Annotated in this window: 17 protein-coding genes; 6 read left to right on the top strand and 11 right to left on the bottom strand. The window is 75.4% G+C overall.

The features are described from left to right. Both IH00_RS0118935 and IH00_RS0118940 read right to left on the bottom strand, forming a co-directional pair. Positions 1–1,293: cytochrome c oxidase subunit I (locus IH00_RS0118935; protein WP_031075108.1), on the bottom strand; the 1,293-nt coding region annotated here is incomplete at its 3' end. Between the two features lie 63 nt (positions 1,294–1,356). Further along, positions 1,357–1,953, bottom strand: coding sequence for a sigma-70 family RNA polymerase sigma factor (locus IH00_RS0118940; RefSeq protein WP_039947185.1), 597 nt, complete (start codon positions 1,951–1,953; stop codon positions 1,357–1,359). Between the two features lie 146 nt (positions 1,954–2,099). On the opposite strand from IH00_RS0118940, the gene IH00_RS0118945 reads away from it, so the two are divergent. After that, positions 2,100–3,272, top strand: coding sequence for a MerR family transcriptional regulator (locus tag IH00_RS0118945; RefSeq protein WP_052411487.1), 1,173 nt, complete (start codon positions 2,100–2,102; stop codon positions 3,270–3,272). Here IH00_RS0118945 and IH00_RS0118950 read toward each other — a convergent pair. Both IH00_RS0118950 and IH00_RS0118955 read right to left on the bottom strand, forming a co-directional pair. Then, the gene (locus IH00_RS0118950) at positions 3,247–4,620 is read right to left on the bottom strand and encodes a cryptochrome/photolyase family protein (RefSeq protein WP_031075119.1); all 1,374 of its coding nucleotides are present in this window, start codon (positions 4,618–4,620) and stop codon (positions 3,247–3,249) included. The two genes, IH00_RS0118945 and IH00_RS0118950, sit on opposite strands and share 26 nt — an antisense overlap. Beyond that, positions 4,617–6,170 (bottom strand): SDR family oxidoreductase, encoded by a 1,554-nt coding sequence (locus IH00_RS0118955; RefSeq protein WP_031075123.1) that lies wholly within the window; start codon positions 6,168–6,170, stop codon positions 4,617–4,619. Before IH00_RS0118955 ends, IH00_RS0118950 begins: the two co-directional genes overlap by 4 nt. Positions 6,171–6,338: 168 nt before the next feature. Between IH00_RS0118955 and IH00_RS0118960 the strand changes: the two genes are divergently transcribed. From IH00_RS0118960 to IH00_RS0118975, 4 genes are all read left to right on the top strand, one after another. Continuing rightward, positions 6,339–8,411, top strand: coding sequence for an MMPL family transporter (locus IH00_RS0118960; RefSeq protein ID WP_031075125.1), 2,073 nt, complete (start codon positions 6,339–6,341; stop codon positions 8,409–8,411). Between the two features lie 191 nt (positions 8,412–8,602). Next, positions 8,603–10,111, top strand: coding sequence for a phytoene desaturase family protein (gene crtI, locus IH00_RS0118965; RefSeq protein ID WP_031075127.1), 1,509 nt, complete (start codon positions 8,603–8,605; stop codon positions 10,109–10,111). After that, entirely contained in the window at positions 10,098–11,054 is a 957-nt protein-coding gene (locus tag IH00_RS0118970) for a phytoene/squalene synthase family protein (RefSeq protein ID WP_039947187.1), read from the top strand. The genes crtI and IH00_RS0118970 overlap by 14 nt, the downstream gene beginning before the upstream one ends. After that, a complete protein-coding gene (locus tag IH00_RS0118975; protein WP_031075131.1) occupies positions 11,051–12,052 on the top strand; it encodes a Rieske (2Fe-2S) protein in 1,002 nt (333 codons plus the stop codon). The genes IH00_RS0118970 and IH00_RS0118975 overlap by 4 nt, the downstream gene beginning before the upstream one ends. A gap of 37 nt (positions 12,053–12,089) precedes the next feature. On the opposite strand, the gene IH00_RS0118980 is transcribed toward IH00_RS0118975, so the two are convergent. Beyond that, complete coding sequence (locus tag IH00_RS0118980; protein WP_078887836.1) at positions 12,090–13,727, bottom strand: FAD-dependent oxidoreductase; 1,638 nt, start codon at positions 13,725–13,727, stop codon at positions 12,090–12,092. Continuing rightward, a complete protein-coding gene (locus IH00_RS0118985; RefSeq protein ID WP_031075135.1) occupies positions 13,724–14,938 on the bottom strand; it encodes a lycopene cyclase family protein in 1,215 nt (404 codons plus the stop codon). Before IH00_RS0118985 ends, IH00_RS0118980 begins: the two co-directional genes overlap by 4 nt. 278 nt (positions 14,939–15,216) lie before the next feature. On the opposite strand from IH00_RS0118985, the gene IH00_RS0118990 reads away from it, so the two are divergent. Next, a complete protein-coding gene (locus tag IH00_RS0118990) occupies positions 15,217–16,866 on the top strand; it encodes an IclR family transcriptional regulator domain-containing protein (RefSeq protein WP_031075136.1) in 1,650 nt (549 codons plus the stop codon). A 4-nt stretch (positions 16,867–16,870) separates the two neighbouring features. Here the strand turns inward: IH00_RS0118990 and IH00_RS0118995 are convergent, their stop codons facing one another. From IH00_RS0118995 to IH00_RS0119015, 5 genes are all read right to left on the bottom strand, one after another. After that, a complete protein-coding gene (locus IH00_RS0118995; protein ID WP_031075138.1) occupies positions 16,871–17,788 on the bottom strand; it encodes a glutaminase in 918 nt (305 codons plus the stop codon). Between the two features lie 98 nt (positions 17,789–17,886). Further along, on the bottom strand, positions 17,887–18,336 hold the full coding sequence (locus IH00_RS37475; RefSeq protein ID WP_234334889.1) for a hypothetical protein: 450 nt from the start codon (positions 18,334–18,336) through the stop codon (positions 17,887–17,889). A gap of 97 nt (positions 18,337–18,433) precedes the next feature. Next, a complete protein-coding gene (locus IH00_RS0119005) occupies positions 18,434–19,480 on the bottom strand; it encodes an AraC-like ligand-binding domain-containing protein (protein ID WP_234334890.1) in 1,047 nt (348 codons plus the stop codon). A 137-nt stretch (positions 19,481–19,617) separates the two neighbouring features. After that, the gene (locus tag IH00_RS0119010) at positions 19,618–20,052 is read right to left on the bottom strand and encodes a hypothetical protein (protein ID WP_158827862.1); all 435 of its coding nucleotides are present in this window, start codon (positions 20,050–20,052) and stop codon (positions 19,618–19,620) included. Between the two features lie 206 nt (positions 20,053–20,258). Then, a complete protein-coding gene (locus IH00_RS0119015; RefSeq protein WP_052411489.1) occupies positions 20,259–20,720 on the bottom strand; it encodes a hypothetical protein in 462 nt (153 codons plus the stop codon). Positions 20,721–20,949 lie beyond the last annotated feature (229 nt).

Consider the following 20,949-nt stretch of genomic DNA (forward strand, 5'->3'; position numbering starts at 1 on the left):
CGTCCAGAAGTGGATCTTCCCGAGACGTTCGTCCAGCATCCGCCCCGTCATCTTGGGCCACCAGAAGTGGAACCCGGAGAACATCGCGAAGACGATCGTGCCGAAGAGCACGTAGTGGAAGTGGCCGACGACGAAGTAGCTGTCGGTGACGTGGAAGTCCATCGGCGGCGAGGCGAGGACCACCCCGGTCAGCCCGCCGAACAGGAAGGTGACGAGGAAGCCGGTGGCCCACAGCATCGGGGTCTCGAAGCTGAGGGAACCCTTCCAGGTGGTGCCGATCCAGTTGAAGAACTTCACCCCCGTCGGCACGGCGATGAGGAAGCTCAGCAGGGAGAAGAAGGGCAGGAGGACCGCCCCGGTGGCGAACATGTGGTGTGCCCACACCACCACCGACAGTCCGGTGATGGCGATGGTGGCGCCGACCAGCCCGATGTAGCCGAAGAGCGGTTTGCGGGAGAAGACCGGCAGCACTTCGGTGACGACCCCGAAGAAGGGCAGCGCCAGGATGTAGACCTCGGGGTGGCCGAAGAACCAGAACAGGTGCTGCCACAGCAGCGCTCCCCCGTTCTCGGGGGCGAAGATGTGCGAGCCGAAGGTCCGGTCCGACTCCAGGCACAGCAGGGCGGCGGCGAGCACCGGGAAGGCCAGCAGCACCAGGACGGAGGTCAGCAGCACGTTCCAGGTGAAGACCGGCATCCGGAACATCGTCATGCCGGGGGCGCGCATCCCGACGATGGTGGTGACGAAGTTGACCGCGCCGAGGATGGTCCCGAAGCCGGACAGCGCCAGCCCCATGATCCACAGGTCCGCGCCGGTCTGCGTGGTGTGCTCCTGCCGGTTCAGCGGCGCGTACGCGGTCCAGCCGAAGTCGGCGGCGCCGTCGCTGGTGAACAGCGAGCCGACGACCATCAGGCCGCCGAAGAGGAACAGCCAGTACGACAGCATGTTGAGCCGCGGGAACGCGACGTCGGGCGAACCGATCTGCAGCGGCATGACGGCGTTGGCGAAGCCGGCGAAGGTGGGGGTGGCGAAGAGCAGCAGCATCACGGTCCCGTGGAGCGTGAACGCCTGGTTGTACTGCTCGTTCGAGATCAGCTGCAGGCCCGGCCGGGCGAGTTCGGCGCGCAGCAGCAGGGCCAGCGCACCGGCGAAGAGGAAGAAGCCGAACGAGGTGACCAGGTAGAGGTGCCCGATCCTCTTGTGGTCCGTCGTGGTCAGCCAGCCCACGAGGGCACGGCCCCGCCGGCGCCAGGAGACCGGTGCCGGGGCGACGGGCTCGGTCGATGTCACCATGGGCCGCAACGCTACGCAGTGGACGGCGGCGCGACCGGGTTTGCGCCCGCCCGGGCGCGTGGATCACTCGTATTGGGCAGCGTCGGGCGGCGTGAGGCGGTGGCGCAGCCGGCGCAGCCCCCGCCGGGCATGGCTCTTGACCGTGCCCAGGGGCAGACCGGTGCGGCGGGCGATCTGGGACTGGCTGAGGTCGTCGTAGAACGCCATGCGCAGGACCACGCGCTGGACCTCCGGGAGAAGGGCCATCTCACGCCCCACGCACACCCGGTCCAGCACGGCCTCCGGCCGCGGCGCGGCGGGCGGCGCCATGGGGCGTTCGCGCTCCATGCGGGCGGCCAGCTCGGCCCGGCGGGTGCGGGCGGCGAGCGCGTCGGCGACCTTGCGGCGGGTGATGCCGACGAGCCAGGCGGAGAGCGGGCCGCGCTCCGGCCGGTAGCCCGCACGGCCGCGCCACGCCGCGAGGAACACCTGCTGGGTGACGTCCTCCGCCTCGGCGACGTCTCCGAGGGCCCGCAGGGCGAGGCCGTGGACGAGGGCACCCCAGCGCGCGTACGCGGCGGTCATGGCGTGCTCGTCGCCGCGGACGAGCCGCGCGGCGAGGTCCTCGTCCGCCGGCGCGCACCCGCGCGCGGGAGTGGCAACGGCTGCTCGATCCGTCATGGTGGCTGCTCCTTGCACCGGTACGGCGGCCGGGCGGCCCGGGTGCGCCGTGGTGGGACCACCGTGCGGACAGGAAGATCACCAGGGCAACTCGCAACGCTTGTGCATCGGATAATCGACATGTGAGCGATTCCGTGGAGCCCGGTATGACGACCGGAGCCGTGGCGCGCCTGCTCGGCGTGTCGCCGGTCACCCTGCGGTCGTGGGACCGGAGGTACGGCATAGGCCCGGCGGAGCGCCGGACCGGCGGGCACCGCCGGTGGCGGCCGGCCGACATCGCGGTGCTGCGGGAGATGTGCCGGCTGACGGCGGCGGGGCTCGCCCCCGCGGAGTCGGCCCGCGCGGCGCGCGCCCGGTTCGGGCCCTCGACCCGTCTGCCGCCGGAAGCCGACGGCGCCCGGTTCGGATCCGCCACCCCTCCCCCGCCCGAAACCGACGGCGCCCGGTTCGGGCTGTCCACCCCTCCCCCGCCCGGAACCGACGGCGCCCGGTTCCGATCCACCGCCCCTCCCCCGCCCGAAGCCGACGGGGTGCCGCCCGCCGCCGGTCCGGTCCGCGCGGCCGCCATCCCCGCGCAGGCGGGCGCCGGGCACACGGCGGCCCGGGCGGGCGGGCGGCAGGGCGGTCCCGGGGGCGGCCTGGCGCTCGGCGAGGTGCGGCGGGAGTGCCGGGGGCTCGCGCGGGCCGCGGTGCGGCTGGACGCGCCGGCGGTGGACGAGCTGCTCGGCACGCTGGTGGCGCGGCACGGCCCGGTCGTCGCCTGGGAGGAGGTGATGGTGCCGGTGCTGCACGCGGTGGGCCGTACGTGGGAGACGTCCGGCGACCGGTACGTGGAGGTGGAGCACCTGCTGTCGTGGCACGTGTCGACGGCCCTGCGCCGGACGGCGGCGTCCGCGGCGCCGTCCGCGGCCGGGGACGTGGCACCGGTGCCCGTGCTGCTCGCCTGCGTACCGGACGAGCAGCACTGCCTCGCCCTGGAGGCGCTCGCCGCGGGGCTGGGCGCGCTGGGGGTGCCGTACCGGATGTTCGGGGCCGCGGTGCCGGTGGAGGCGCTGGGTGCGGCGGTGCGCAGGACGGGGCCTGCCGCAGTGGTGCTGTGGTCGCAGTCGCGTTCGACGGCCAACGCGCCGCTGGCGCGGGACATCGCCGCCACCGGCTGGGGCGTACGCGGGGCCCGCACCGCTCCGGTGGTGCTCACGGCGGGCCCCGGGTGGGCGGGTCCGCGGCCCGCGGGGACGATACGGCCGCTGTCGCTGCGGGAGGCGCTGACGGTGCTGGCCGGTGTCTGCGGGGTCAGTCCAGGGCCCGGGCCCGTCTGAACCGGGCGAGGGCGTCGGCGAGGTCCACGACGGGGCCGGGGTAGTCGATGCGGGCGCGTTCCGCGGCCGGCAGTTTCCACGGCTCGTGCACGGCCGCGCCCGGCACTCCGGCGAGTTCGGGCACCCAGCGGCGTACGTAGGTGCCGTCGGGGTCGTGGCGCCGGCCCTGGGCGACCGGGTTGAGGACCCGGTTGGGGCGCGTGTCCGTGCCCGTGCCGGCCACCCACTGCCAGTTGAGCTGGTTGTTGGGGATGTCGCCGTCGACCAGGAGCTCCAGGAAGTGGCGGGCGCCGATGCGCCAGTCGACGTACAGCGTCTTGGCGAGGAAGCTCGCGGTCACGAGCCGGCCCCGGTTGTGCATCCAGCCCTCGTGGGCCAGTTGCCGCATGGCGGCGTCCACGAGCGGGTAGCCGGTCCGGCCCTGCCGCCATGCCTCGATGTCGGCCGCCGCGGTTCGCTCGGTGCGCCAGTGGTCGTGGCGGGTGCGGTAGTCGAGCACGGCGGCGGCCGGACGGGCGGCGAGCACCTGCCGGTGGAAGTCGCGCCAGCACAGCTGCCGGACGAACGCCTCGGCGCCCGGCCCGCCCGCTGCGCGGGCCCGGTGCACCGCCTCGGTCGCCGAGACGGTGCCGAAGTGCAGGTGCGGCGAGAGCCGGGAGGTGGCGTCGCCGGCGAGGTCGTCCTGGCGTTCGCCGTAGGCGGCGGCGCCGTCGCGCAGCCAGGCCGTGAGCCGCTTGCGCCCCTCCGCCTCGCCACCCGCCGCCAGGCCGGGTGAGGTGCCGCTCACCGCGGCCCGGGCGGGCACCGGCCCGGACGGCACGGTGTCCGGCACCGGCACCCGGCGCGGGGCGGCGAACGGTTCGCGCAGCCGCTCGCCCGTCCAGCGACGGTGGTACGGGGTGAACACCGCGAAGTGGCCGGAGACGGCGGGGGTGAGCCGGCCCGGCGGCACGGCCGTGACCACGCCCTCGTGGACGTACAGCCGCCGGCCGTCCGCCTCCAGCGCCGCGCGGAGGCGGTCCTCCCTGCGGTGGGCGTAACGGGTGTACTCGGCGGCCGTGTGGACCTCGTCGGCACCGGCCTGCGCGGCGACCGCGCAGGTCTGCTCCACCACGTCCCCGGAGCGCACGACCAGCCGCCCGCCCCGCCGGCGCAGGTTCGCGTCGAGATCGCGCAGGCAGTCGGCGAGGAAGGCACGCCGGTTGGGGACGGCGAAGCCCGCCGCCTCGATGGCGGTGTCGAGGACGAACAACGGGACCACCTCCCGGCCGCCGCCGAGGGCGGCCCGCAGCGGCGGGTGGTCGTGGACCCGCAGGTCGGAGGTGAAGAGCACGACGGACACGCTCATGACGCCACTCCCGTGCGGCGCCGGCCCCTGCGGCGCCGGGCGGCGCGCCCGCGGCCGTGCTGCTCGCCCTCGGCGACGCGGGTGATGTTGCGGGCCATGCCGCCGAAGACGGCGGCGTGGAACGGCGACACGCTCCACCAGTAGGCGTGGCCCACCAGGCCGTGCGGATGGAACAGGGCGCGCTGGCGGTAGCGGCTGCGGCCCTCGCCGTCCGTCTCGGCGCGCATCTCCAGCCAGGCGAGGCCCGGCAATCTCATCTCGGCCCGCAGCCGCAGCAGCCGGCCCGGTTCGATCTCCTCGACGCGCCAGAAGTCGAGGGAGTCGCCCACCCTGAGCCGCGCCGCGTCGCGGCGGCCGCGGCGCAGTCCGACGCCCCCGGCGAGCCGGTCGAGCCAGCCGCGGACCGCCCAGGCGAGCGGGAAGGAGTACCAGCCGTTCTCGCCGCCGATGCCCTCGATGACCCGCCACAGGGCCTCCGGCGAGGCGTCGACGGGCCGCTCGCGGAGGTCGGTGTAGAGGCTGCCGCCCGCCCAGTCGGGGTCGGTCGGCAGGGGGTCGCTGGGGGCGCCCGGCACGGAGGCGGAGGACCAGCGGGTGGTCACCTGGGCTTCGCGGACCCGGCGCAGGGCGAGGATGAGTGCCTGGTCGCAGCCCATGGGGTGGCCGGGCGGGTCGGGGACGTACGCGGCGATGTCGTGCTCCCGGCAGACGACCTCGTGGCGCAGCGACTCGGCGAGGGGCCGGGCGATGGCGGGCGGTACGGGGGTGACCAGGCCGACCCAGTGGCTGGAGAGGCTGGGCGTGAGGACGGGCACCGGCAGGATCAGCCGCCGGGGCAGCCCGGCGACGACCGCGTACCGGCGCATCAGGTCGCGGTAGGTGAGCACGTCGGGGCCGCCGATGTCGAAGGTGCGGTGTACGTCGGCGGGCAGGCCGGCGCTGCCGGTGAGGTAGCGCAGGACGTCGCGCACGGCGACGGGCTGGATCCGGGTGCGCACCCAGCTGGGCGTGACCATCACGGGGAGCCGCTCGGTGAGGTAGCGCAGCATCTCGAAGGAGGCGGAGCCCGAGCCGAGCACGACGGCGGCGCGCAGCACCGCGGTGGGCACGCCGGAGCCGAGCAGGATCCGGCCGACCTCGGCGCGGGAGCGCAGGTGCGGGGAGAGCCGGTCCTCGGGTACGCCGGCGGGGGTGAGGCCGCCGAGGTAGACGATGCGCCGGACGCCGGCGTCGTGTGCCGAGCGGCCGAAGATGCGGGCGGCCCGCCGGTCGGTCTCCTCGAAGCCGCGTCCGGCGCCCAGGGCGTGCACCAGGTAGTACGCGACGTTCACACCGCGCATGGCGGCGCGCACCGACTCCTCTTCGGTGACGTCCCCGCGGACCACCTCCACCCGGTCGGCCCAGGGGTGGTCGCGGAGCTTGTCAGGCGAGCGGGCCAGGCAGCGGACGCGGTACCCGGCCGCCAGCAGCTCCGGCACCAGACGGCCGCCGATGTAGCCGGTCGCGCCGGTGACGAGGCACAGCGCGGTGCCGTCGTTCGGTGCGTTCATGGGACTCCCTGCCGGATGGTCGTGCGGTTTCCACGGTCCCCCTTTCCCGTTCCTTCCGCCCGGCGGGCCCGGCCGGATGCGGGAGCGGTCCGGCGGTCGGGGTGCATCCGCCGGCCGGGACGCGGCACAAGTACCCGTACGAGAGACCGTCCCCCGCGAAGGAGTCCGATGCCTGTCACCGGCAAACACCTCAGGTGGCTGCTGCCCGTCGTCCTGATCCTGGTGTGGCTGGCCGTGGGCGGCGGCCTCGGACCGTACGCGGGGAAGCTCGCCGAGGTCTCCACCAACGATCAGGCGGCGTTCCTGCCGCGCAGCGCCGAGTCCACCCGTGTCCTCGACGCCGGGCGCGCCTTCGCGGCGCAGGACTCGGTGCCGGTCGTCGTCGTGTGGACGGTGGCGGGGGGCGGGGCCGCGGCGCGGCAGGGTGCGGCGAGCGAGGCGCTGGCGTCGCTCGCGGGCGCACCCGGCGTGGTGGGCACGCCGTCGCCGGCGCTCCCCTCGCGCGACGGGCAGGCCCTGCAGGGGGTGGTGCAGCTGCGGTCCGGCCTGGGCGACGCGCTGCCCGGGACGCTGGACCGGGTGCGGGGTGCGGCGCAGGAGGTGCCGGGGACGCGGGTGCACCTGGCGGGCCCGGCCGCGACGCAGGCGGACCTGTCCGACGCCTTCGCGGGCATCGACGGCGTGCTGCTCGGCGTGGCGCTGGTCGCGGTGCTGCTGATCCTGCTGCTGGTCTACCGCAGCGTGCTGCTGCCGCTGGTGATCATCGTCGGGGCGGTGTTCGCCCTGGGGCTGGCCTGCGGGGTGGTGTACGCGCTGGCGGAGCGGGACGTCGTCCGGGTGGACGGGCAGGTGCAGGGCATCCTCTTCATCCTGGTGATCGGCGCGGCGACGGACTACGCGCTGCTGCTGACGGCGCGCTTCCGCGAGGAGCTCGCCGAGGGGCGCGACCGGTTCACGGCGGTGCGGGCGGCGGTGCGCCGGTCGGCGGGGCCGGTCACGGCCAGCGCGGCCACGGTGGCGCTGGGGCTGCTGGCGCTGCTGCTGAGCGATCTGACGAACAACCGGGCGCTGGGGCCGGTCGGTGCGATCGGCATCGTGTGCGCGCTGCTGAGCGCGCTGACGTTCCTGCCCGCCGTGCTGGTGCTGCTGGGGCGCGCCGCCTACTGGCCGGCCAAGCCGGGCCGTACCGGGCATCCCGTGTGGTCCCGGCTGGCGGCGCTGGTCGACCGGGCGCCGCGGCGGGTGTGGGCGGTGACGCTGGCGGCGCTGCTGGCGTGCGCGGCGTTCGCGCCGACGCTCACCGCGCGGGGCGTGCCGCTCGACGAGGTGTTCGTCGACGACGCCCCCTCGGTCACGGCGCAGGCCACGCTGGCCGAGCACTTCCCCGGCGGGTCGGGCAACCCGGCCGTCGTCATCGCCCGCGCCGACCGCGCGGAGCGCGTGGTGCGGGCCGCGGAGGACACCGACGGCGTCGCGTCGGCCGCGCCGGTGACGGCGTCGGGGCGTCCGGGCGGCGGGCCGCCGCGGGTCGTGGACGGGCGGGTGCGGATCGACGTGACGCTGGAGGACACCGCCGACAGCACCGCCGCCGAGGAGACCGTCGCCCGGCTGCGCGGGGCGGTGCACGCCGTACCCGGCGCCGACGCCCTGGTGGGCGGCTACACGGCGCAGCGGTACGACACGCAGCGGACCGCCGAGCGGGACCGCACGCTGATCATCCCCGTCGTCCTGGCGATCATCCTGCTGATCCTGGTGGCGCTGCTGCGCTCGCTGCTCGTGCCGGTGCTGCTCATCGTGACGGTGGCGCTCAACTTCCTGGCCACGCTGGGCGTCTCGGCCCTGGTGTTCGAGCGGGCCCTCGGGTTCGGCGGCACGGACGCGTCCGTGCCGCTCTACGGGTTCGTGTTCCTGGTGGCGCTCGGGGTGGACTACAACATCTTCCTGATGTCGCGGGTGCGGGAGGAGGCGCTGCTCCACGGGACCCGGGAGGGCGTGCTGCGCGGGCTGACCGCCACCGGCGGGGTCATCACCTCGGCCGGTGTGGTGCTCGCCGCCACGTTCGCCGCCCTGGCCGTGATCCCGCTGGCCTTCCTGCTCCAGATCGCGTTCATCGTCGCGTTCGGCGTGCTCCTGGACACGCTCGTGGTCCGTTCGCTGCTCGTCCCGGCCCTGGTGCGGGACATCGGGCCCGCCGCGTGGTGGCCCGGGGCCCTCGCCCGGCGCCCTGAGCCGCGGCCGTGACGGATGCCCCGGACGGCAGCGCCCGGGCGGCGCGCCGCCCCGCCCGGTGATCGACTGCGGGGTACGGCTGCCGCGGGGCCGCGTCGCGCGGCAGCCGTGCCGCCCCGCCGGACGGGCCACGGGTGCATCCGCGGGGCACGCCGGCGCGGAAGGGCGAAGGACCGTGCCGTCGATGTGTGAGGGGTTGCCGGATGAGGACCGTACCGGGGCGTACGGATCATGTGGTGGTCGTCGGAGCGGGGCTGGCCGGGCTGTCGGCGGCCCTGCACCTGCTGGGCGCGGGGCGCCACGTCACGGTGGTGGAGCGGCATGCGGTGCCGGGCGGGCGGGCCGGGCTGGAGATCCGCGGCGGCTACCGCATGGACACCGGCCCGACCGTGCTCACCATGCCCGACCTGGTCGAGGAGGCGTTCGCGGCCGTGGGCGCCTCGCTGCGCGACCGGCTGGAGCTGGTGCCCCTGCACCCGGCGTACCGGGCGCGGTTCGCCGACGGCGCGACGCTGGACGTGCACACGGGCGCCGAGGCGATGGCCGCCGAGGTGGAGCGGTTCGCGGGGCCGCGGGAGGCGCTCGGCTACCGGCGGCTGCGCAGCTGGCTGGAGCAGCTGTACCGGGCGCAGATGCGCCGGTTCATCGACGTGAACTTCGACTCGCCGCTGCAGCTGCTCGGGGCGGACCTGGCGCGGCTGGCGGCGCTGGGCGGCTTCGGACGGCTGGAGGGGCGGGTGGGGCGCTTCCTGTCGGACGAGCGGCTGCGGCGGGTGTTCTCCTTCCAGGCCCTGTACGCCGGGGTGCCGCCGGCCCGCGCGCTGGCCGCGTACGCCGTGATCGCGTACATGGACACGGTCGCCGGGGTGTACTTCCCGCGGGGCGGTATGCACGCGCTGCCGCGGGCGATGGCGGAGGCGGCCGCGGGCGCGGGCGCGGAGCTGCGGTACGGGGAGGCCGTGACGCGGCTCGAGCGGGCCGGGGACCGGGTCACCGCCGTCGTCACCGGCCGCGGCCGGGTGCCGTGCGACGCGGTGGTCCTCACGCCCGACCTGCCGGAGGCCTACCGGCTGCTGGGCCGCCGTCCGCGCCGGCCCCTGCGGCTGCGCCACTCGCCCTCGGCGGTCGTCCTCCACCTGGGCACCGACCGCACGTGGCCGGGACTGGGCCACCACACCCTGTCGTTCGGGTCGGCGTGGGCGGGGACGTTCCGGGAGGTCACCCGGACGGGCCGGCTGATGTCGGACCCCTCCCTGCTCATCACGCGGCCCACCGCCACCGATCCGTCGCTGGCGCCGCCCGGCCGGCACCTGCACTACGTCCTCGCGCCCTGCCCCAACACCGACATCGGGCCCGGGCCGCGGGAGTGGCGCACGCTGGGGCCGCGCTACCGCGCCGCGCTCCTGGCCGAGCTGGAGCGGCGCGGCATGCCCGGCCTGGACGGCGCCGTGGAGGAGGAACTGCTGGTCACACCGGCCGACTGGACGGCGTGGGGGCACGCGGCCGGTACGCCGTTCTCGGCGGCCCACACCTTCGCGCAGACCGGCCCGTTCCGGCCGCGGAACCTGGTCCGGGGCAGCGACAACGCGGTGCTCGCCGGATGCGGCACCACGCCGGGCGTGGGCGTGCCGACCGTGCTGCTGTCCGGGAAGCTCGCGGCGGCCCGGATCACCGGCGTGCGGCCGCGGCGGAGGTCGTATGACGGAGCGTGAACTGGACGCGGCGGGGATCACCGACCCCGGGCTGCGCCTCGCCTACACCCGGTCCCGCCGGCTCAACGCGCGGCACGGCAGGACGTACTTCCTGGCCACCCGGCTGCTGCCGCCCGGGCGGCGCCCGGCGGTGCACGCGCTGTACGGATTCGCCCGGCGCGCCGACGACATCGTCGACGACCTGGGCGACACGGCGACCCCCGGTGAACGGGCCGCCGCCCTGCGGACCCTGGAGACGCGGCTGGACGCGGCGCTGGCCGGCGCACCGGTCCGCGAGCCGGTGGTGCGGGCGCTCGCGCACACGGCGTCGGCGTACGGCATCGCGCCGGCGCTGTTCAAGGACTTCCTGGCGTCCATGCGGGCGGACCTGGAGGTCACCGAGTACGCGACCTACGACGAGCTGCGCGCCTACATGCACGGCTCGGCCGCCGTCATCGGGTTGCAGATGCTCCCGGTGCTCGGCACCGTCGTGCCCCGTGAGCAGGCCGCGCCGCACGCCGCCGCGCTCGGCGTGGCGTTCCAGCTGACCAACTTCGTGCGGGACGTCGGCGAGGACCTGGACCGGGGCCGGGTGTACCTCCCGGCCGACCTGCTGGCGGCGCACGGCGCGCACCGGGAGCTGCTGCTGTGGAGCCGCCGCACCGGGCGGCGCGACCGCAGGATCGTCGCGGCGCTGGCGGCCGCCGCCGCGCTGACCCGTGAGGTGTACCGGGAGGCGGCGCCGGGGCTGGTGATGCTGGACCCGGTGTCCCGGCCGTGCATCCGGGCGGCGTTCGTGCTGTACGGGGAGATCCTGGACGCGGTCCGCCGCGACGGCTGGTCCTCGGTGCACCGGCGGGCGGCGGTGTCCCGGCGGCGGCGGGCTGTGGTGGCCACCGGAGGGGTGGCGCGGGTCATGGCCGCCCGGCTCGCGGCGGCCGCGCGGAAGGAGGAGGCGGTATGAGCACGAGGCGGCCCCGTGGGGGCCGGTTCCCGCTGGCGCTGCGCCGGGCGGCCGTCGCCTGGGAGCGGCAGCGTCCGACCTGGCGGGAGGCGCGCCCGGCGCTGATCGCCGGGGCGCTGAAGCGGGCGCAGGCCCGGCCGTCCGGCAACTGGTACGTGCTGGGCGCCGCGCGTGACCTGGCGCCGGACCGGCCGCTGGGGGCGACGGTGGCCGGGGTGGAGGTCGTCGCCTGGCGCGGCGCGGACGGCGGGGTGCGGGCGGGTCCGGGGGCCTGCCCGCACCTGGGTGCCCCGCTGGGGAAGGCCCGGGTGCGGTGCGGCACGCTCGTCTGCCACTGGCACGGGCTGGCCCTGGACGGCGGCCCGTTCGCCGGCTGGGAGCCCTTCCCGGCGTACGACGACGGGGTGCTGGTGTGGGTCCGGCTGGACCGGTGCGGTGGCGAGGAGCCGACGGAGCGGCCGTCGGTGCCGGTGCGCCCGGACCCCGCCCGGTCGGTCGCGGCGGTCTGGTCGGGCGTGGGGCGGTGCGAACCGGAGGACGTCGTCGCCAACCGCCTCGACCCGTGGCACGGCGGGTGGTTCCACCCGTACTCCTTCGTCGATCTGACGGTGCTGGACACGGGCGGGGAGGAGGAGGACCACTTCCTCGTCGACGTGTCCTTCCGGCTCGCCGGAAGGGTGGTGGTGCCGGTCCGGGCGCGGTTCACCGCGCCGGGGCCGAGGACCGTCGTCATGGAGATCGAGGACGGGGAGGGGCGTGGCTCGGTCGTCGAGACGCATGCCACGCCGCTCGGCACCGACGGGGCGGGGCGCCCGCGCACCGCCGTGGTGGAGGCGGTGGTCGCCACCTCGGGCCGGCCGGGCTTCGCGGTGGCGCGGACAGGCGCTCCGCTGGTGCGGCCGCTGATGAGGGCGGCCGCGGGGCGCTTGTGGCGCGATGATCTGGCGTACGCGGAGAGGCGGTGGGAGCTGCGCTCGGCGGGCCGGTTCCCGGGCTGAGCCCGGGCTCGGTCGGGCGGGGCGTCCCGGGGGCGCGTCAGCCGGCCGCCAGGCGGGCGAGGGCCCGCAGGGGCGCCGACCTGCCGCGGTCCGGGACCGTCCACAGGACCTGTCCGCGCACACCCCACCGCTCCAGCAGGGCGTTGGCGGCGAGGAATCCGGTGGTGGCGGCCCGTTCCATCAGCGCCACCGGCAGGTCGGTGCGGACCAGGTCGCCCGCCACCATGACGGCCGGGTCGGGGGTGCGCACGGTGGGGCGGTCCTCGTAGCCGCCCACGGGGAAGTGGGGGCAGTCGGCGCGCCACTCGTGGTGCTCGTCGACGACGAGGACGTCGCGGAGTTCCGGGTACAGGGACCGCAGCCGGGTCAGCAACAGCTCCTGGAAGGAGGGCCGGTGCAGGCCGGCGGCGGTGGCGTAGGCGTGCAGTTCCACGACGCTGCCGCCGGTGCGGGCGGCCCACCGGGCGGCCTCGCCCTCCCACCGGTCGAGCACGCTGACGTTGTCCAGGCCGCCGTAGCCGCTGGTGGCGAGGAAGCCGGGGCGGGTGCGGTCGACGGGGCGGTCGAGCCAGTAGCGGGAGACGAGGAACGGCGGGGCGGTGCGCAGCCGGCGGATCCGGGTGCGCCAGTCGCGGTCGCCCAGCCGGGGCGAGGCGGCGACGAGGCGCCGCAGCCCGGCGGTGTCGAGCGCCAGGACCACGGCGTCGTACCGGTCCGCCGCGCCGCCCGCCGTGACGGTGCAGCCCCCTTCCGGAGCGGGTTCCACGGAGTCGACCGCGCGGCCTTCGAGGAGGGTGGCGCCGTGCCCGGCGAGGTAGTCGCCGAGGGGCTCCCACAGCGCCTGGGGGAACGGCTCGTCCGGCACGTCGAAGAGCAGTCCCTCGCCGGAGCCGAGGAAGTAGATGTGGAACATCAGCGCCAGCTCGGCCGCGGAGAGGGTCCGCGGGTGGACGAAGAAGCTGCGCGAGAACACCTCGAAGGCGAGGTGGCGGGCCGCCTCGGGGAACCGGATCCGGTCCAGCAGTTCGGCGGCGCTCAGCCCGTCGAGCCGCCGGTACACCTCGGGTACGCGGACGTCGAAGAGGGGCAGCGCCGCCCGGGGGTTCATGGCGGCCAGGTCGGCCGCCCGGAAGCAGGGGCTGCGGGCGGCGAACGCGAGGGCGTTCCACGGCGGGGTGCGCGGGATGCGGGCGAAGCCGTCGCGCAGGCCGGAGCTGTGCCACAGGGGGTAGTCGGGCAGCGCGCGGAGCCGGTCCAGCCCGGGGTCGGCGCGGCGCAGCAGGCCGCGCAGGTTGTAGTACTGGCGGAAGAACGCGTGGAAGCCGCGGCTCATGGTCGCCGCGGAGCCGTCGGAGAGGGTCACCGGCCGGCCGGCGAGCCGCCCGCCGAGCTGCTGCTCGCGTTCGTACAGGGTGACGCGTACGCCGCGTTCGGCCAGCGCGGTCGCGGCGGCGAGGCCGGCGATGCCGCCGCCGACGACCGCCGCGCGGGGCGGCTCGCCCGTGACGCGCGGCCGGCCGTCCCGCGGCAGGAGGATCCGGGCGCGGCGGTCCCGGCCCCGCCGGGGTGCGGGCGCCGGGCGGGGCCGGCGTGCGGCGGCCGCCCCGTCGCCCTGGGCGGAGGCCGGCGCGTCGCCGTACGGGCGGGCCGGCGCGTCGTCGTACGGCACGGTCATGGGCGGTTCCCTTCTCGACGGGGGGCGCGGACGGGGCGCCGGGGCAGGGCGGGGAGTTCGGCGGCCGTGCGGAGCATCGGCAGCACCGGGGTGCGCAGCCCGATGCCGAGGTCCTCCAGGAGGCGGGTGTCACCGTCCAGGAAGCGCAGCAGGCGCTCGGTGGGCACGGTGCGGAACAGACCGGTGAAGAAGGACGGACCGTCGACCCGGCCGGTGTCGAGGGCACGGAGCACCACGGCGTCCATCGCGCGGGCCCGGGCCGGGTGCGCCGCGGGAGGCACGGGGACGCGGCCCTCGCGCAGGGCGGCAGCGACGGCCCGGGTCTGGCGCTGCACGCCGGCGAACGTGTATCCGGTGGAGGGCCGGGTCGCGCCGCCGGCCGCTCCGATGCGGAACACCGAGCGCCCGGTGCGGCGCCGGTGGCGCCCGTCGGTCATGGGGATCACCCCCTGTTCGGTACCGGTCACGCCGAACCGCCCCAGGCCGAGCACGTGGTCCGTGTACTGCCGCAGCAGACGGTCGTAGCCGGTGCGGTGGAGGGGCGCCGGGGAGAACTCGGTGTACTCGACCAGCGCGCGGTCCGCGGCGAGCGGCAGGACGTAGCCGAAGGCGAGGCCGCGGCGGGGCTGCGGCACCCGGAAGTCCATGAGCTCCGCGGTCGAGGGGTCGAACACCGGGCCCTCGGTGTGGACGAACCAGCCGCGGAAGTGCTGGAGGAGCGCCGTGCGGGCCGGCGGCGGACGCAGCGGCAGGCGGGAGTCGAAGACCCACCGTGCCCGTACCCGCAGGCGCCGGCCGTCGGGCGTGACGCCGAGCACCTCGGCGCCCGCGGGCCGGTCACGGACGGCGCGCACGGTCGCCTCGACGCAGGTGGCCGCGGGGCCGAGGCGGGCGCGGACGGCCCGTTCGAAGGTGTCCGAGCGCAGCATCTTGTAGTGCAGGGGGCCCGGGCTGACGGTGACGCACCCGCCGTCCGGGGCGCGGACCCGGAGCCGGTCCCAGGAGCGGACCAGCAGGTCGTCCCAGTCGCCGCCGGGTTCCTCCCAGAAGCACCAGGTGCGCTCCGGGGGCCGGAGGGGTCCGGCGGGGGCTTCGATGAGGACGACTCCCCCGCCGGGCGGGCGGCCGCCGGGCCCCGGGGCGCAGAGACGGTGGGCGAGACTGAGCCCCGCCGCGCCCGCTCCGACGACGGCCACCTCGGTGTCGAGCACCAGCCGGCCGTCTCCTCGGGCGTGTGTCCCGGCCACGCGCGCCTCCTCCCGTTCCGGCTCTCCTTCCCCGCCATTCGGCGCCGATACGGCGGTCGGATGCGCGCGGGTGCCGCGCACCACCCGCACCGGTGAAGCGGCGCCCGTGCCCCGTGGTGTCCCGCGGGGCGGCATACCGTGGTGTTCGCATGGCGAAGTAAGCTTCACCGCTGGTCGACGGGACGCCCGACCCGGCGCCCTCGACGTCCTGCCCCGGTTCCACACGCCGCGCCGGAGAGCCGATGCCATCCGCCCCTCACGCCCCTGTCCCGCCAGAGGCCGTGGCGCCCCTCGTGCGGGGCATCGCCGTCCTGCGCCGGCTCACCGAAGCCGACGGCGCGGCCTTGAGCGCCGGGGAACTGGAGCGCGCCACCGGCCTGGCCCGTGCCACCGTCGACCGGGTCACGGCCACGCTCGCCCGCATGGGGTACGTACGACTGGACGGCCGCGACGCCGCCCTGGCCCCGCGCCTGATGGAGCTCGGCAACGCCTACCTCTCCGCGATCCGGCTGCCCGACCTGCTCGGCGCGCACGCGGACGCCCTCGCCGACGCCCTCGACGAGTCGGTGTCGCTCGCGGTGGGCGACCGGGACGGGGTCCGGTTCGTCCACCAGGCCACCCGCCGCCGCGCCATGTCGCTGCGCTTCCGCATCGGCGACCTGCTGCCCGCCGAGCGCACCGCCCCCGGCCCGCTGTTCGCCGCGGGCTGGACGGAGCGGGACTGGGCGCGGTGGCGGGAGCGGCGTGCCGCCGACCCCGAGGGGCGCGGCTTCGCGGCGGTACCGCCACGCGCGGACGACACCGTCTTCGAGGAGCGGGTGGAGGAGGCGCGTACGCGGGGCTGGTCCCTGGACGACCAGTTGATCGAGCCGGGCCTGGTCGCGCTGGCCGTACCGGTGCGCGGCCCGGACGGAGCGGTGGCGTGCGCGCTCGGTGTGGTGAGCCACACCAGCCGGCACGGCGCCTCCTCGCTGCGCGACGCCGCCCTCCCCCGGATGCGGGAGGCGGCGGCGGCCATGGAGCGGGAGCTGCGCGGGGCGCCGGCGCCGCAGGCCGGGCCGCCGCCGGCCGCGCTCGCCGAGTGGACCGGCGCGTCCAAGCAGCAGCTGGGCCGGGGCTTCGTCGAGTCGCTCGCCCGCGGCCTGACCGTGCTCACCGCCTTCGGGGAGGGTCGTGACGCGCTCACGCTCAGCGCCGTGGCCGAGGCGACGGGCCTGGCCCGGGCCACCGCCCGGCGGGCGCTGATCACCCTGGAGCACCTGGGGTACGTGACCTCCCGGGAGCGCCTGTTCCGCCTCACCCCGCGCGTCCTGGACCTCGGCTACCCACCCCTGTCCCGCACGACGCTGTCGGCGATCGCCGCACCGCACCTGGCCGCGCTCGCCACCCGCGTGCACGACTCGGCGTCGCTGGCCGTCCTCGACGGCGACGACATCCGGTACACGGCCCGCGTCGCCACCAGCCGCATCATGAACGTCGACATCACCGTCGGCACCCGCTTCCCGGCGTACGCGACGTCCATGGGACGCGTGATGCTCGCGGGGCTCGAACCCGCGCAGCGGGCCGGGCGGCTGCCCCGTACCGGGCTGCGCGCGCTGACCCCGTACACCGTCACCGAGCCCTCCCGGCTGGCCGCGGTCCTGGAGGAGGTGGCGGAGCGCGGGTACGCGCTCGTCGACGAGGAACTGGAGGAAGGTCTGCGCTCCGTCGCCGTCCCGGTCCGCGACCGCGCCGGGGCGGTGGTCGCGGCGGTGAACGTGGCCATGCACAGCGTGCGGCGCACCGCCGGCGAGTGCGTCGCGGAGGTCCTGCCCGAGCTGCGCGCGACGGCGGACCGCATCGAGGCGGAGCTGCGGGTGGCGGGGCGGTTCGCCCGCGTCCCCGCCGTCTGACGGGTCAGAACACCGACAGTCCGGTCAGGGTGGTGAAGCGGTCCAGGGCCGCCACGCCCGCGACCGAGTTCCCCCGCCGGTCCAGGCCCGGGCTCCACACGCACAGGGTGCACCGGCCGGGCACGACCGCGATGATCCCGCCGCCGACGCCGCTCTTCCCGGGCAGTCCGACGCGGTAGGCGAAGTCCCCGGCCGCGTCGTAGGTGCCGCAGGTCAGCATGACCGCGTTGACGCGCTTGGCCTCGCTGCGGCTGAGGAACGTCGAGCCGTCGGCCCGTGTGCCGTGCCGGGCGAGGAACCCGGCGGCGAGCGCGAGGTCGGCGCAGGACGCCTCGACCGAGCACTGGCGGACGTACTGGTCGAGCAGGCGGGGGACGGGGTTGGTGATGTTGCCGTACGAGGCCATGAAGTGTGCGAGGGCGGCGTTGCGGTCGCCGTGCGCGGTCTCGGACGCGGCGACCCGCTCGTCGAAGGTGAGGTCCGGGTTGCCGCTCTCGGCGCGCAGGAAGTCCAGCAGGCTGCCGGAGGCGTCACCGGTGAGGGCCTGGAGGCGGTCGGTCACGACGAGCGCGCCCGCGTTGATGAACGGATTGCGCGGGATGCCGTTCTCGTACTCCAGCTGTACCAGCGAGTTGAACGGGTTGCCGGACGGCTCCCGGCCGACCCGCTCCCACAGCGCCTCGCCGTCCATGGACAGCACCAGGGCGAGGGTGAAGACCTTGGTGATCGACTGCGCCGAGAAGGGGTGCCGCCAGTCCCCGGCCCCGTACACCGTGCCGTCGGGCTCGGCGACGGCGATGCCGAAGCGGTGCGGGTCGGCCTCGGCGAGGGCGGGGATGTAGTCGGCGGGACGGCCGCGGCCGGGCGTGGCGGCGATCTCGGCGGCGATGCGGTCCAGGACGGACTGGAAGGAGCGTGACACGGCGCCCCACCTTACGGGGCCGCCGTGGGGGCCGTCGTGGGGGCCGGGGCCCTCGCGGCGAGGCGATCCGCGAGGGCCCCGGCGCCGGTCCCCGGTGGTCAGCAGTGCTTCGTCACCGAAGGCGCGGGGGCGATCTTGGTCGATCCGTTGACGGTGAGGTGGACCGAGTTCGCGTAGGTGATGTTGCAGGGAACGGTCACCGTCGGGCCGAAGCAGCCGCGCTGGAAGCCGGGGTTCAGGACGGAGTCCGCGCAGGTGACGTTGGAGCCGAACTGCGAAGAGGTCCACCCGCCGATGTTGACCGCCTTGGGGCCCTGGTTGTTGACCACGAGGACCACCTGCGCGTCACCGAACTGGTTGGCCACGACACAGCCCTGGAACTTCACACCGGGGTACGTGGCGTGCGGGATGGTGTCCTCGCAGCGCCAGTTGGCGTTCGGGCTGATCGCCTGCCAGTTGACGGTCGCGGCGTTCGCCGGCGCGGCGGCTGCCGCCAGGGCGATCATCGCCGCGAGTCCGGCCCCTGCACCTCGAATGATCCGACGCACGTTCATTTCCCCTCCGGAGTGTCGGCACCGCGGCGCGTGCGCCGCGGCATCGAAGGAACGGTCCTGCCGTCCCTGTGGTCGCGTTGCGCTGGTGAATCTAGGCCCGTGGGGAGGACGCGGCTGTGCGTGGCGTGCACGGTTCCTGTGCACCGCGTGCCAGGGCCGCCGCGCGGTGTTCGGTGGGTGCCATGCCGTAGGTCTCGCGGAACGCCCGGCTGAACGCGGTGGCGCTGGAGAAGCCCCAGCGCGCCGCGACCACCTGGACGGGCAGGGCGCTCGACTCCCGGCACGCCAGCTCGGCGTGGGCCCGCTCCAGGCGCCCGCGGCGGATGCGGGCCGCCACGCTCATCGGCTGGTCGCGGAAGAGAGAGTGCAGACCGCGCAGGGAGATGCCGTGCCGGTCGGCGACGACCCCGGGGGTCAGGTCCGGGTCACCGAGGTTGTTGTCGATGAAGCAGGTGATCCGCCGCCGCATCTCCCGCGCGCGGGCCTCGGCCGGCGCCTCGCCCGGGTCGCCGAGCTGCTGCGCCAGGCAGGTGGCGGCCAGGTCGAGGGCGACGGAGCCCATCGCGCGCAGCTCCTCCGGGCGGCAGTGCCGGGCCTGGCCGAGGAGTGTCCTCACGAAGCCGGCGAAGACCGCGGCCGAGCCCCGGTCCGCCCGTATGCCCCGGGCGAGGAGGCGGTCCAGCCGGTCCGGCCGCAGCGGCAGGGCCGGCCGGGGGATCTGCAGCACGACCGCCTCGACCGGGCCGCCGTCCGCGGCCGTCGTCTCGTTCTCCATGGGGCGGGAGGAGTCCGTCAGGACCAGGCCGCCGCCCGAGACCTCCGATTCGCGGCTCCGCTGGGAGACCCTGAACACCCCCCGGGTGATCAGGGCCAGCTGGAACTGCTCGGGATCGCCCCGCCGGACGTGGGCCGGGGTGCGTCGCGACACCACCGGCGAGAAGGCGAAGGCGGACAGGCGCGGGCCGCCGAGGTCCAGGTCCGTGATCCCCGCGCGGAAGTCGGCCGTGTGGCGGGTGCTGAGGGCGACCGGCATCAGACTGCTGGACACCGTCTCGCAGAACCACGCGAACCTCTCCCGGGGCGGCACCCCGGCACCCGGTGCCATCACTCCGTACCCCTCCCCTCCCGCTGTCGGCACGTCAGGGGCTTTCCTCGTCATGGCACTCGCTTCCGTACGCGTGCTCCTCGTCGTGCGTCACCCCGGCGGCAAACGGCACCGCGCCGGGACGACGGCGACCTGACGGCCCGCCGGCGCGGCGGGTGACGGCGCGTGACTCAGCAGCTGTGGGTGTACGAGCGGGACGTCACCGAGGAGCCCCATCCGTCGACACTCCATGTGCTGTGGGCGGTGATGGTGAAGGGCTTGCAGCCCACGTACACGCTCGGGCCCAGGCAGCCCCGCTGGAAACCGGGGTTGAGGGTGCTGGGCCGGCAGTGGTGGGCGTTCTCGTAGTAGATCTGGTTCGACTGGATGAACGAACCGAAGTCGATCGCCCGTCCCGAGTTGTTGGAGATGACCGAGACGGCCTGCGCGTAGCCGCTGGAGCTGGCGATGATGCAGGTCTGGCCGACGACGCCCGCGGGAGCCTTGTGCAGCGGGGTGGTGGTGCCGCAGTGCCAGTTGGCGTTGGGCTTTATCTCCTGCCAGTAGTCGGAGGCGTGGGCGGGCTGGGAACCCATGAGCATCATGGCCGCCAATGCGGCGGTCACCGCTCCCAGGCGGCGGGCACCGCGCCGGGCGGAACGAGCCGTGACAGCGCTTTGCGGGAATGTCCGCATCAAGACCTCCAAGGTCTCACAGAGGGTCGAGGTGCCGGAGAAGCCGGCTTGGGGAAGCCGCCCGTGGGTCGGCGGGCGTCGCCGCGGACGAGGTGACCGGATTCGGTCGGTCGCGATGGATCGCTGAGGGAAGCGGCTCAGCCGTGCCACGAGTCGACGCTGAGGTTGGCCTCTTCGTCACCGTTCATGTACAGCTGGGAGGTTGCCGCGATGTCGCGGGTCCCGGAGAAGGTCTGGTTGAAGCAGCCACGGGTGAAGCCCGGGTTGAGCGTCGAATGCGTGCAGGTGGCGCGCCAGGAACCTTCGTAGATGCCCCCGGTGTTCTCCGTCTGGAGGACACCGCGGATGTCGGCGGCCTTGGTGCCGCTGTTCTGTACGACGAGGACGGCCTGTGCGTCGTTGTTCGCGTTGCGCACGATGCAGATCTTGAACTTGATGTTGAAGGACAGCCGGTGCGACTTGTACGGCGAACAGCTCCAGTTGGAGTTGGTGTCCACCGGCTGCCAGTACGGAGGGGCTGCCGCGGCGGGCCCGGCATTGACCAGGCCGGCACCGATCATGGTCGCGCTCGCTGCGAGCAGGCCCAGCGTCTTCTTCATGTTCTTCTTCTTTCGCGGGTGTGGGTGGGACTCCGGGGAAAGGCGCACAGGCCGGCGGCCGATGCCGAAGGACGCGCATCGAGGGACCGGGGTGCGGCGGGGCGGCACCGCTGGGAGGACGAACCGCGCCGGTGGGCGCGGGATCATCCCGCCACAGGGCACGGTTGCTGATCTGCTCCGTCGTCAGTGCAGGTCAGCGCCGTCTCGCGGCGCCGGGCCGGGACCCACC

The sequence above is a fragment of the Streptomyces sp. NRRL S-118 genome, assembly GCF_000716335.1.
Classification (GTDB): Bacteria; Actinomycetota; Actinomycetes; order Streptomycetales; family Streptomycetaceae; genus Streptomyces.